The organism is Methanohalophilus sp. RSK (genome assembly GCF_003722075.1).
In the GTDB taxonomy this organism is placed as follows: domain Archaea; phylum Halobacteriota; class Methanosarcinia; order Methanosarcinales; family Methanosarcinaceae; genus Methanohalophilus.
Genome location: NZ_RDSK01000001.1, coordinates 299,890 through 313,119, shown reverse-complemented (window position 1 = coordinate 313,119; position 13,230 = coordinate 299,890). Strand labels below are relative to the sequence as shown.

The following is a 13,230-nucleotide window of genomic DNA, read 5'->3' as shown; positions in this document are numbered from 1 at the left end:
AGATAACTGTTTTAGTGAGAAACATATACTGTCATATTCACACGCAAAATATAAATATTTTACTGTGAATTATTAGACGCATTCCTCCCCTACCTCACGGAAGGGGACTCCTGCTTTATTAGTTGAATTCCCCGAAGCCGTAGACCTTGCGGCCCGATTCCCTGATCCTGGATGAAAGCCGTGTGAAATCACTGTCACTTGAAACAATACAGAAACCATCCAGGGGCTCGGAATAAAGCAGGTCCATCGCATCGATTATAAGGGAACTATCGGTAGCATTTTTCCCGTAAGTATAGCTGAATTGCTGTATCGGCTGGATGGAATGTTCCAGGAGACTGTCCTTCCAGTTTTTAAGGTTGGGACGTGTCCAGTCACCGTAAATCCGTTTTACGCTTGCAATCCCGTATTTGGCTATTTCTGAAAAAAGGCCCTCCACTATGGAAGGTTGTGCATTATCAGCATCGATAAGTACTGCCAGTTTCTTCTGTGCTGCATCGGTCTCCATTAATATTCCCCAAAAAGATAGTGCAAAATCCAGAGCACATCGATTTAATAAATAACCCACTGAATTGATAAATATAACGAGTTCACATCCGTTTGTACTGTAGAACCAAACTAAATTCAGACATCAACAAACCATCCCCTCACCATATAAACAGAAATTCCAGCAAACAAAGCCAATAAACCTGCAAGCAAGAAAACAGTTTGCAGTCCAAAATAAAAGTAAACCATCCCCATAAGGGCAGGAGACAAGCTCATTCCCACATATTTTGTGGAATTGTGAATGGAAAGTACGCCCCCTCGCACCTGAGGCGGGGATATGTGAACAATCATCCCGTCTAGGACTGTCTGGGAAAGGCCATACCCGCAGCCAAAAATAAACATCAGGGCAAAGACAGGGAGCACAGAGTCCACCTGTGTCAGCAACAATATAGCAACACTCACAAGGATAAAGCCAATACCAATCATCGAAATCATCTCAAACCTTGCGGCCATCTTACGTACATTTGAAGCTACAATAATAACGGCAATTCCCTGAAAAGCAAGCACAATTCCGGATTTATCTGCAGTATATCCGAAATATTCCTTAAGCATAAACGGCACGTAAACTACCACTGAATACAGCAGGAAAAATGTCACAAAAACCAGAAATATTGTGTAGGCCACACGGAAATCCCGCATTGCACCAAATGCATCCAGTAACCCTCTTTTATTGATTTCCAGATTTTGGGGTCTTGTTTCGGGCAGATGAAAGAACATAATTAATGCAAAGGGCAGGGAAAGAGCATAGAAAAGGAAAGGATAATTCCAGCCGGCAATTGCCAGGCCCCCTCCAATAAGAGGAGCGGCAATTATACCAATAGCTATCGTCGTACTGACCCGACCCATTGCGTGTAAACGTTCACTACCAGAATAAGCTTCTCCGATAATCAACATTGCAAGCGACATCATTCCGGCCACTCCCGTACCCTGCAAAAGCCTCAAAATCAGAAGGGTTTGCAAATCATTGGCAAAAAAACTTGCCAGGCCCATTAAACCATATATTAAAAGGCAGGGCACCAATACTTTTTTACGATCCAGCCGGTCCACAAAATGGCCAATTATGAGAGTGAAAATTGCGGTGGAGATGGTATAGACCGAGATAACAAGCCCTATCTCATGAGATGTTGTATCAAGAGGCGCCACCATATCAGGCAAAACCGGTGCAAGAATTGCACCTCCTGCCATGGCAAAAAAGGCAGTGATACAAAGCAGCAGCAGATGACTTTTCCCGAATTTCATCGTTCACACCAAATATCAGAGGCAATAGCCAGAGTTGCGAAATGATTCTTCGTATAAATAAATGAGTGAGGTATCAGATAAAACACGGGAATAGAAAATCAAAATAACAGGGAAATTGTTCCATACATATATAGACGGTTATGACATTTCGTCCCCTACAAGTTCCTTATCAATTTTATTAATAAGAAGACTCACTTTAGCATACCACTGATCAACACTTTCCTGGAGCATTCGCCTGACCTCTCCAGGATTTACGGCCACATATTCATAAAAATAGCCACCTACATCAATGGTATGGGTTTCCCTGTAAACAAGCCCACAGGAGATCAGGTTCTGGAGAGAACGATAAGCTGTACTGCGTTCACGGTCTAGGTGCTTCCCTAGTTTTTCAGCTGTCAGAGGGCCATTGGAAAGGAGTATTTTATAGGCCTTTAGATCCAGGTCTTTTAAGCCCAGAATACACTTTGCAACATCATCACATTCACAATTCGCTTTCAGCATTTCCGAAATTGAACCCGTCATTTTAAAACTCACCTGAAGCCCTATAAACAAAGTTGCACAGATTGTACAAAACCATACTAATCAAATCGTTAATTATATATATAGTTTTTCAGCAACGGTAGCCCAGTGACACCAATAATACCAGAAAATGAAAGGTCCGATGAACCACTTGATACAGAGCGATTAATTTATCATCCGGACATGATACGTGCCAATGAATGGGTCCTCAATGAATATGAGGCACCTACACGCAAATTCTGCATATTCGTCCCCTGTTCTATGAGGAAACCCTATCATACGAGCCCATCCCACAGGATGTATGACAGGATCATTTTTGACCTGCTAAAGCCCGAAGATGTTCATATAGTAGTTTTTGGAACCTGTGGCGTAACTCCGCGGGAAATCGATAATGAGTATCCTTTTACAGATTATAAATTCATGATGGGAAAATGCAATGTGGCAAAGATCAAACGGGATTTTCTAAAAATGGAAAGCAGAAGAATTGCAACATACCTCGAAAAGACACGTGACAACTATAGCCACAGGATAGCCTATTGCACAGGTGACTTCAGGAAGGCAATGCTCAAGGGTCTTGAAAAAACGGATATTGAAGTAGATATTGCCCCCAGGCAAAAAACAATGGAGGAGCACATCCGCCCCAACAAGAGATTCATTTACGGCAGTCTGAGCCAGAAAGGCTATCTCCAGGATCTCTCTGATACAATCACCGACAAACTGGGGATTGAAAGAAGGGTTGTGGGAATTGATCCCGAGTGTTCAGAAAACGATAATGACTGGTATCTTTTGTGAACGAGAACAGACATGCAACGTAAATTGCTCCATCACATCAATAAAATACACGCAAAGAATAAATAAAAAGAGATACCTTACCCATCATAACTCGCATGTTTATGCAAATAAACATTATAAAAATATTTAAAATACTATAATGTGCAATGTGGTTAATGTGGATATTTTAGAATTTAATGCACCCGTGAACAAATCAAAAGTATTTGAAGATATGATCCAGCAGTCCACAGATGCTATAATATATACTAATCCTGATTTTACCATCAATTTTGTGAACCGAACTGCAGAAGAGATGTTCGGATGGACTTTGCTTGAAATAAAAGGCGAACCAATAACAATCCTCCATGATCAAGAGCTGACCTCGGAACAGAAAAAAGAAATGTTCTCAAACCTCTATTCCGGAAAACCTCATGAGATTGAAGACATCAGGAAACGCAAGGATGGAAGTACTTTTTATTGCCAGATAAAAATATCACCCCTTTTTACAGAAAAATCCAGAATATACGGATACCTGGGAATAATAAGGGATATCACTGAGGAAAAACAGAATGAAGACAGTTTGGTTAAAGAAATCGACCTTTTAACCGGCCTGATTGGCACTGCCAGAGTGATTGTGGCTGTTCTTGACAGGCAGGGAAAGATCGTATATTGCAACCCCCATATGGAAAAGATCTCCGGCTACGAACTTAAGGAAGTGAAGGGAGAAGACTGGATTTCCAGATTCATACCCGACAGAGAAAAGGAAAGAATCAAATCCGTATTCAAAAAGGCGATTTCCGGCCATCCCAATGAAGGCAATGTCAACCCTATTGTCACAAAAGAAGGCAATGAAGTCATTGTCGATTGGTACGACACGGCATTAAAAGATAATGAAGGAGAAGTAACCGGCCTTCTTGCCATCGGAAATGATATTACACAAAGGGTCGAAGCTGAAGAAAAGTTAAAGACGATATATGAAAACATGCCCGGCGGGGTCCTGATGACAGGTCAGGATTACATCATAAAAGATGTAAACTACCGCACATGTGAGATTACAGGTTATAAAAGGGAAGAACTCGTCGGACAACTATGTGACATCGTCTGCCCAAAGGGCTCAGCCTCAAATCAGTGCCCCATATGGGAAGACGGAAAGAAAGAGTTCAGGGGAATGGACACCACAATAAAGTGCAAAAACGGAAGAAAAAACCCCATATTGAAAAATGCACAGGAAATTACCATAAAAGGAGATACATACATTCTGGAAATGTTTCAGGATATTTCAGAACGTAAGACTGCCGAAGAAAATGCTATCGAAGCTAAAAGAACTGCAGAAAAAGCAAACCAGGCCAAGAGTGAATTTCTGGCAAGCATGAGTCATGAATTGAGGACCCCTTTGAACTCAATCATTGGATTTTCCGATATCCTGTCAAAAGAAATACAGGGCAAACTCAATGATCCCCAGAAGAAATATGTGTCCAATATTGCCAAAAGCGGCAATCACCTGCTAAGTCTGATTAATGACATTCTCGATCTTTCAAAGATAGAAGCCGGACAAAAACAACTTGAATACAGTAGTTTTGACCTGCATGAAGTATTGGATGAAATCAGCATACTCATCAAACCTCTCACGTCCAAAAAGAGGATAGACCTGCAAATGGATTTACCGCCTGAAGATATCACGGTTTATGCTGACAAGAAAAAATTCAAACAGGTTATGTATAACCTGCTGAGCAATGCGTCCAAGTTCACTTCTGATAAAGGAACAATTACAATTATTGCCAATCAGGAAAAGGACAAACTGAAAGTTGCAGTCTCGGACACTGGCATAGGCATGCCTGAGGAGGACCAGGCTAAAATATTCGAACCTTTCCAGCAGGTCAAATCCGCCAAATCCAGTGAACATAAGGGCACCGGACTGGGACTTTCCCTTGTCAGGGAACTCGTGGAAATGCATGGCGGACAGGTCGGACTGAAAAGTGAGGTTGGGAAGGGAAGTACATTTACCTTCACAATCCCGGATAAACCGACTGATAATTAATAATCTGTGATAAAGGTTATAAACTGACACCTATCACTTCATTCCAGGCTTTTTTGAGACTGACGTCAGTGCCACCATCCTCCATGAGAATGTTAAGCATCCTGTGTACAACATCCGAATTATGGACAAGCACACAATCTTCACAGCTCCATACCCTGCTGCCTGTGGTACTATCTATCCATTTACCCCCGGTGCGCGTATCTTCGCATGGGTAGAAGGGGCAGAAACAGAAAGTACAGTCCTGACCTTCGAAATGACAGGGATAATACTCACAGGTATTGCGGCTTGAAGAACATCCAGAAGAGACACCTTTGATGGTTTCCTTCAGTTTTTCCTCGGCATAATCCTTACCGGATTCTGTAAGGACCTCTCCGATAGTATGAATCATTCTATCAGTCTCTTCCGGAGGGCGCACGGCAAGACGGATAAAATCGTTTTCCATCAGCGGGAAAGAACTGCAATCCCGGATTAGCACCCCATGTCTTGCAAGCCTTTTCGTGAGTTCTACAGAATCCATAAGGAGCTCGGAAACATCCACAAGTATATAGTTTACAGAACTTGAATGAGGATGGAAACCGTATATATCGCTCAGTCGATTTATAAGATAATCCCTGTATTGACTTATCTTCTGGCGGGACACATCCAGGTATGTTGATTCCATACCGCCTTCCATCCCCATTAAGGCACATCCCACCTCTTCAGCAAGAGAGCCCATATTCCAGGGCAGGCGGGCCGTATTCAATTTTTCAGCCATTGCCTCTGATGCAACACCAAATCCCATACGTATACCCGGCAGTGCAAATGATTTGGTAAGTGACCTCATTACGAAAACATGATCATGGGAGATAGCAACATCAACAACGGTACTTGATATATCGGATAATTCAATAAAAGCTTCATCAACAAAAAGCAGGGTATCTGTTTCTGCACAAAGCCCTGCAAGATGCAGGATATCTTCTCTTGCCAGCAACTTACCTGTAGGATTGTTGGGATTGCACACAAAAAGGATACGTGTCGATCCCAGAGCATCCTCTGATATGGAAAGCAGGGATTCTACCGGATAATACACAACCTTTGCCCCTGCCACCCTGCATTGCTGCTCATATTCAGCAAAGGTGGGCTGGGGAATCATTACCTCATCCCCTTCATTGAGAATACAACCGGCGACAAGCCTGATGATTTCTGATGAACCATTACCAGGGACAATGTTAACAGCACCTGCGCCCCCTCCTACGAAAAAGGCAGCTGCAGTTCTGTATTCAAGATAGCGATTGTCAGGATATTGACCCATTCTTTCAAAGGAAGTGGCAAACAATTCCTGCAGGTCCATACCCCATTCAGGATTATCAAAAGGGCTGCCCAGAGGATTCAAACTGGCACTGAAATCCACTATATCGGACAGGGGAATGGAATACTGCTGTGAAGTCTTCCGGATAAGTCCGCCATGGGTTGAAGGAATTAACTCAAGTATATTTTCTTTGAAAGGGAGCATATGTTTATCATCTGCCGGGCTTTAATTGGTGTTTTTCAAGATGTATGAAGTTATATAAAGCAATTTTTAGCAGCGAACTTATTATTAATATAATTTATGATAGGAAACTGTTATTCCCCATCACACACCCATAAAGTTAAATACAAATTCAAAGAAATAAAGCAGATCATCATGTGGAAACCTGATCAGGTAGATCAAATGGACTCTAGATCCATTCAGCCGGGTTAGATTCCCGGGGTTTCCGCCAGTAAAATAGAAAGTGACGGTCTGGATATGTTGCAAAATTAGACGCCTCAGCAAATGTAGATGTCAGAAGTCGCCTCTATAGTCGGAGCAATCCCCTATGGAAAGGAAACCACTAGATTTACTTATAGATACCAACGGAGTGTGGCTCTCAAGGAACGGGTTACTCCATGGTGTAAAGAACTTCGAGGTGTCGAGGAACCATATTCATATCACTACTGACTGCGGAAGCCGTTTTACAGTACGTAACTCCAGAAGAAGCCGCTCTGCAAGGGCGCTACGCAACAATAAATATCGCAAAGCATGCAAAAACTGCAAACTTTCCGATGAGCGTATATCTCGTTTTATCACAAAAGATTTCGGCAGGGGAAGCCAGGCGCGTGTTCTCACCGCTTCAAAAACAAAAAAGAGCAAGCCTCCAAAGGCAGCAGTAGTGAAATCTGTTTCCAGCAAGGCAAATGAAATGCCTCCTGTTGCAGAGGCCAAAAAAGAAAAGCCTGTAAAACCGGATTACACGCCTGCCCAGAAAAAAAGAATTACAACGCTGCTTAGCCCTGCAGACGACCTTGGTTCAGTAAAAGAACTTCCCCCCTTCAAGGAGCTGGAGACAGAACTTGTCAAAAAGAGAAAGCAAGACCTGCGCCAGATGTATGAGGATGACCGCAGACATCAGCTGGCCCAGCTTGAAAGGGATATTTCCCTCTTTTTAATAGAAAAGGGATTCATGGAAGTACGCACTTCTGTCCTGATTCCTGCCAAATTCATTGAAAGAATGGGAATCACAGAAGAGGACCCCCTCTACAAACAGATATTCCGGGTGGATGAGAATACATGCCTGCGGCCCATGCTTGCCCCGGGATTATACAATTACCTCCACAATTTTGATAACATAATGCCCGACCCCCTCAAGATATTCGAGATCGGCACCTGCTACAGGAAGGAATCCGATGGCAAGGAGCATCTTGAAGAGTTTACAATGATTAATTTTTGCCAGATGGGTTCGGGATGCACAAGAGATAATCTGCTGAAAATTATTGATGACCTGCTTAAATATCTGAACATTGATTACGAAGTAATCTCGGATAATTGCATGGTGTATGGAGATACCATTGACATAATGCATGGAGACATGGAAATATCTTCAGCCGTTGTAGGACCCATCCCACAGGACCTCGACTGGGGAGTGAACAAACCCTGGATGGGCGCAGGAATGGGACTTGAAAGATTACTCAAGGTTAAGCACAAATACACAAACATCAAGCGTTCAAGCAGGTCTATATCATACTATAACGGAATTACAACCAATCTCAGGTGAATAATTTGTTTGAAAACATGGACAATGAGCAGCTGGACAAATTTGCATCCTCAATAAATAAAGGATACCAGCTCAGGGACCAGGAGATAAGAGATCTGCTGGCCATAGAGGATGAAGAAGAGATGCAGAAGTTGTTCCATGTGGCACGCATGGTCCGTGATAACTTTTTTGGGAACAAGGTGTTCCTGTACAGTTTTGTGTATTTTTCAACATACTGTAAGAATCAGTGTTCGTTCTGCTATTATAACTGTAAGAACAATATCCACCGCTACAGGCTCACCCCCGATGAGATCGAAAAGGTATGCGAGGAACTTGAAAATGATCCTATCCACATGGTAGACCTGACAATGGGAGAGGATCCTTATTATCATGACCATCCTGAAAGACTGGTCAGTGCTGTGCGCAAAGTAAAGGACAAACTTGGCCTTCCAATAATGATCTCCCCGGGTGTAGTGGGAAAAGATATTCTCAAGCAGATGTATGATAACGGGGCCAATTTCCTGGCACTGTACCAGGAAACCTATGATCAGGAATTATACAACAAACTCAGGGTAGGTCAGGTATGCGATCAGAGAATAAACTGCCGCCAGGATGCAAAAGAGATTGGTTACTGTGTAGAGGACGGAATCCTTACCGAAATCGAACCTGAAGCCGAATCCACCCTTGTGTCCCTCAAAGGCCTGCGTAAATCAAATCCCAATATGGTACGTGTAATGACATTTGTACCCCAGGAAGGCACACCTCTGGCAAAACGAAAACCTGGAAGCAGCAAATCAGAACTAAAAATCATATCGATTCTCAGACTCATGTTCCCGGACAGGTTGATCCCTGCTTCCCTTGACCTTGAAGGCATGGAAGGTATGGTTTACCGCCTGAATGCAGGAGCAAACGTTGTGACATCCATCATTCCTTCCGGATCTACACTGGAAGGCGTGGTTAACTATGACAGGGAACTGACAGAACGCAACCGTGATGCATGGAGCGTGGTGGAAAAACTTCAGAGCATGGGTATGGAACCGGGAAAGCAGGAAGAGTTCAATCAGATACTGGGCAGGTAGAATGAAAACAATATGTCTGATTGGGGGCAAGCTACAGGGCTTCGAGGTGGCCTATCTTGCCAGGAAATCCGGGATTCAGGTACATCTGATCGACAGGAAAAACAAGCCTCTGATACGTAATAGTGTGGATAAGCATTTTTGCTTTGATATCACAGAGAGACCAGAAAGGCTCATAGAATTATCCCGCCACTCAGATGCTATAATCCCGACAAATGAAAATATTGACACCCTCCTCTTTTTGAAAAAAATCGGACCAGAACTACATTGCCCCCTTCTTTTCGATTTTACAGCCTATCATACCAGCATGGACAAAAAACGTTCAAGAAAATATTTCAAATCGATAGATATACCCATTCCTTCGGAGAATCCCAAAAATCCTCCTTATTTTGTGAAACCCCCGTGCATGAGCAGCAGTAAGGGCGCGCGCATAATTGACAACGAAAGTGAACTGGCAAACATTGATGATGCCATGGTCATTGAGGAATATGTACCCGGACCTGTAGTTTCACTGGAAGTGGTGGGAGACGGGAACAATTTCATGATCGGTCAGCAGACACAGGTCCATATAGACCAGGAACATGATTGCCATCGGGTCACCCCGATGGAGACAGACGCAAATTTCAGGGAAATCACACACCGGCTGGCCAGCAATCTGTCCCTTAAAGGAATCATGGATGTGGAAGCAATACTATCCCCCGAGGGAATCCGGGTAATTGAGATTGATGCACGATTCCCCAGCCAGACACCTACCGTAGTATATCACAGTAGTGGTGTGAACCTGCTCGAATGGCTAATGGGAACTTTTGCAGGAAAAATAAGGGAAAACAAACCTCTTCCTGTTGGCAAACACTGTAACTATGAGCACCTGATGGCATCTGATGGAAAATTTATCCCTGTTGGAGAACATGTGCTTTCAGGCGGTGATGACTACCGGCTATTCCATGAATCAAAGGGGTTGGAAATATTCAAATGTAAGGGGAAAAGACCAATCTATACCCTGATATCCAGCGGCATGACATGGCATGAGATGTGCGATAAAAGAAAAAAAGCAATTCAACTCATCAAATCCGATATGAAGCAGTAAAAGGAGGATTAATATGGCACTACTTACACCACAAGATCTGGAAGGACTTACAAAGCACCTTGAGTGCAATAACGATACTATCAAAAAAACAACCGGAATGGACATTGCTGACATATGCAAACAAATATACGGCACAACTCTTGACGGAGAAAAGGTAGGTATTGTGCCTATAACTTCCGGCAATGGCATCATTACCAATTTTTCGTCATCCCTGCTTACGATAACCGAATATTTCGGCCTTGATGGTGCTGTAACCGAGCACCCTGACGTTACCGGGTACTATGAAGCTGTTTCCAGTGATGCCGATATAATACTGATGGCAGATGACCACATTTTTATTGCACATAATATGAGAAACGGCAAAATTGCAACCAATCATGTATGCACCGGAGTGGTTTACGCTGAAATCGCCTCCCGTTACAAATATGCCGACTCAAAAGATATACTTGTAATCGGCCTGGGAAGAGTGGGTTATGCCGGGGCACAACATCTCGTAAAAAGGGATTTCGATGTGTATGCCTATGACCCCGACCGGAAAACTATGGAAAAGGCCCGCAAAGAACTGGGCATCATACCCTATGATCCCGAAGAAGAACACAAGTTCTCCATGGTCCTGGAAGCTACACCAAACCCCAATACGATCTCTGAAGGCATGGTCGCAGAAAGATGCCTCATATCCACACCGGGAATCCCCTGTGGCTTACCTGAAGACATTGGGAAAAAGAACGAAATAGATCTGGTAATGGAACCTCTGATGATTGGCGTGGCTTCAATGCTTTACGCGGTAATGTGAAGTAGAGAGGGGGTCATGATCAAAACAGGCATATTGATAGCGCTTTTTTCATGAAAAATTGAACATGAAAAGATATATATATGCTAAATGCGTAGCCAGATTACCTTTTAGAATAAAAATAAGTTTTAAGGAGTAAAGGTTATGGTTGAATATACACCCAAAGAGAGATTAGCACGCGTATTTGCAGGTAAAGAGGTAGACAGGATGCCTGCTATCTGTGCCACCCAGACAGGAACAGTAGAACAGATGGATGCAGTAGGTGCTTACTGGCCAGAAGCTCACGAAGACCCTGTAAAAATGGCAGCACTGGCAGAAGCAGCACACACATTTGTAGGATTTGAAGCAGTACGTGTTCCATTCGACATCACAGCAGAAGCAGAATTTTTCGGATGCGGAATCAAGCCAAGTACCAAGGAACAGCAGCCATCCGTAATCAGCCACGTTGTCAGCAAGATCGAAGACGTCGAGCAATTCGAAGGCTACAACATCGAAGACGGCAGGATCGGAAACGTATGCCAGGCAGTCAAAATCCTCGCAGACAAATACGGCGACGAACTTCCAATCATCGGCAGTATGATCGGACCATTCTCCCTCGCACAGCACCTTAATGGTGACTCCTGGTTCATGAACATCATGACCGACCAGGAATTTGGCCTCAAACTCATGGAATTCACCACTGAGTTCTGCACACAGTACGCCCTCAAGCAGGTCGAGAACGGTGCCGACACCTTTGCAATCATTGATCCAACAGCCAGCTACCAGCTTATTGGTGCTGACTTCTACAAGACTTTCGTAGTTCCATTCCACCAGAAGATTGTTGAAGCCCTCCACGAGAAGGGTATACCTTCCATTCTCCACATCTGCGGAGACACAACAAACGGACTTGCGATTATGGAAACCTGCGGCGTAGATGCAATCAGTGTAGACCAGAATGTCGACCCTGTAGCAGCAGTTGAGAATGTGGACAAGACCCTCATCGTAGGTAACCTCGACCCTGTAAGTGTTCTCTGGAACCAGGGCGAAGACAATGTCGAAGGTGTAAAGGAAGAATCCAAGAAAGTTCTCGATGCAGGAGTACAGCTTCTCGCACCAGGTTGCGGTATTGTGAGCAAGACTCCTACCCAGAACCTTCAGGCAATGATCGAAGCAGCAAAGAACTGGACATACTAAGTCCAGTTTTTTTATCTCTTTTTATATAACTCCTAAATTCGTTTGTTTTTTACAAGCCTACAAGGGCTTACTGCAGTATTTATACTTGTATCATTCTACAGGCAATCATTAGCTTATTAAATACCGCAAAAGAGATTTTCTACAAGATTGTTTTTGGAAAGTTATATATACTTCCTCCTTTATGTGTTAAATATAGTGAAAAGAGGAATGATAATGAAGATCTGCATAACATCAAAAAGCAATGAATCTGATTCAGATATTGAGCCCCGTTTTGGCAGGGCCCCTTATTTCATAATGGCAAATACTGAAACCGGAGAATTTGAAACAAAAGAAAACCCCGCATCAAGTGCTACTGGTGGAGCCGGCATACAGGCTGCCCAGGAAGTCGCAAAAATACAGGCCGATGTTTTGATCACCGGCAATGTGGGACCTAATGCCTACGATGTCCTTTCCACAGCAGGCATAGAAGTCGTAACCACTTCCGGCGTATCCGTAAAAGAAGCAATTGAACAGTATAATAAAGGAACTCTGGAAAAAGTATCCGGGCCCACTGCAAAAGCACATGCTGGCATGGGTCGCGGACAGGGCAGAGGAGGGAGAAAATGAAAGTATGCATACCGGCAACCGAGAACAGTGGAATAGATTCACCCGTAGGCCAGCACTTTGGTAAAGTCCCTTATTACACAATATACGATAGTGAGACCGGCAAAGTAGATGTTCTGGAGAATACCAGTGAGCACATGGGCGGTGTTGGATTGCCTCCCGAATTACTCGCAAATAAAGGCGTTGAAACCATGCTCTGTGGAGGCCTGGGGTGGAAAGCCGTCCAGATGTTCGACCAGTTCGACATCAAAGTTTTCGTAGGTGCACAGGGAAAAGTCAGTGATGCACTAGAAGACTGGAAAAATGATAGGCTCGAGCAAGCTGGTGCAAACAACTCCTGCAGTAGACATGATCACCACTGA

At 43.6% G+C, this 13,230-nt stretch carries 13 protein-coding genes; 9 read left to right on the top strand and 4 right to left on the bottom strand.

The annotated features are described in order from the left end of the window. Window positions 1–118 precede the first annotated feature (118 nt). The 3 genes from EFE42_RS01670 to EFE42_RS01660 form a co-directional block, all read right to left on the bottom strand. A complete protein-coding gene (locus tag EFE42_RS01670) occupies window positions 119–505 on the bottom strand; it encodes an NYN domain-containing protein (RefSeq protein WP_233564680.1) in 387 nt (128 codons plus the stop codon). A gap of 116 nt (window positions 506–621) precedes the next feature. Next, window positions 622–1,782 carry an MFS transporter gene (locus tag EFE42_RS01665; RefSeq protein ID WP_123135596.1) on the bottom strand — a complete coding sequence of 387 codons (1,161 nt, stop codon included), beginning with the start codon at window positions 1,780–1,782 and terminating at the stop codon, window positions 622–624. Window positions 1,783–1,920: 138 nt separating this feature from the next. Beyond that, on the bottom strand, window positions 1,921–2,304 hold the full coding sequence (locus tag EFE42_RS01660) for a helix-turn-helix domain-containing protein (protein WP_123135595.1): 384 nt from the start codon (window positions 2,302–2,304) through the stop codon (window positions 1,921–1,923). Between the two features lie 105 nt (window positions 2,305–2,409). Between EFE42_RS01660 and EFE42_RS01655 the strand changes: the two genes are divergently transcribed. Continuing rightward, window positions 2,410–3,093, top strand: a complete 684-nt coding sequence (locus EFE42_RS01655; protein WP_123135594.1) for a DUF5591 domain-containing protein — start codon at window positions 2,410–2,412, stop codon at window positions 3,091–3,093. A 157-nt stretch (window positions 3,094–3,250) separates the two neighbouring features. Beyond that, a complete protein-coding gene (locus EFE42_RS01650) occupies window positions 3,251–5,110 on the top strand; it encodes a PAS domain S-box protein (protein WP_158599167.1) in 1,860 nt (619 codons plus the stop codon). A 16-nt stretch (window positions 5,111–5,126) separates the two neighbouring features. On the opposite strand, the gene EFE42_RS01645 is transcribed toward EFE42_RS01650, so the two are convergent. Next, a complete protein-coding gene (locus tag EFE42_RS01645) occupies window positions 5,127–6,602 on the bottom strand; it encodes an aminotransferase class I/II-fold pyridoxal phosphate-dependent enzyme (RefSeq protein WP_123135592.1) in 1,476 nt (491 codons plus the stop codon). 343 nt (window positions 6,603–6,945) lie between these two features. On the opposite strand from EFE42_RS01645, the gene pylSc reads away from it, so the two are divergent. From pylSc to EFE42_RS01610, 7 genes are all read left to right on the top strand, one after another. Then, window positions 6,946–8,160 (top strand): pyrrolysine--tRNA(Pyl) ligase large subunit, encoded by a 1,215-nt coding sequence (gene pylSc, locus EFE42_RS01640; RefSeq protein ID WP_123135591.1) that lies wholly within the window; start codon window positions 6,946–6,948, stop codon window positions 8,158–8,160. A gap of 5 nt (window positions 8,161–8,165) precedes the next feature. Next, on the top strand, window positions 8,166–9,218 hold the full coding sequence (gene pylB, locus EFE42_RS01635; RefSeq protein ID WP_370448643.1) for a methylornithine synthase PylB: 1,053 nt from the start codon (window positions 8,166–8,168) through the stop codon (window positions 9,216–9,218). A gap of 1 nt (window position 9,219) precedes the next feature. Next, window positions 9,220–10,302 carry a 3-methylornithine--L-lysine ligase PylC gene (gene pylC / locus EFE42_RS01630; protein ID WP_123135590.1) on the top strand — a complete coding sequence of 361 codons (1,083 nt, stop codon included), beginning with the start codon at window positions 9,220–9,222 and terminating at the stop codon, window positions 10,300–10,302. A gap of 13 nt (window positions 10,303–10,315) precedes the next feature. Beyond that, the gene (pylD, locus tag EFE42_RS01625) at window positions 10,316–11,095 is read left to right on the top strand and encodes a 3-methylornithyl-N6-L-lysine dehydrogenase PylD (protein ID WP_123135589.1); all 780 of its coding nucleotides are present in this window, start codon (window positions 10,316–10,318) and stop codon (window positions 11,093–11,095) included. A 141-nt stretch (window positions 11,096–11,236) separates the two neighbouring features. Then, complete coding sequence (mtbA, locus tag EFE42_RS01620; RefSeq protein ID WP_123135588.1) at window positions 11,237–12,265, top strand: methylcobamide:CoM methyltransferase MtbA; 1,029 nt, start codon at window positions 11,237–11,239, stop codon at window positions 12,263–12,265. Between the two features lie 213 nt (window positions 12,266–12,478). Then, window positions 12,479–12,871, top strand: coding sequence for a NifB/NifX family molybdenum-iron cluster-binding protein (locus EFE42_RS01615; RefSeq protein ID WP_123135587.1), 393 nt, complete (start codon window positions 12,479–12,481; stop codon window positions 12,869–12,871). After that, on the top strand, window positions 12,868–13,230 hold the full coding sequence (locus tag EFE42_RS01610; RefSeq protein ID WP_123135586.1) for a NifB/NifX family molybdenum-iron cluster-binding protein: 363 nt from the start codon (window positions 12,868–12,870) through the stop codon (window positions 13,228–13,230). Before EFE42_RS01615 ends, EFE42_RS01610 begins: the two co-directional genes overlap by 4 nt.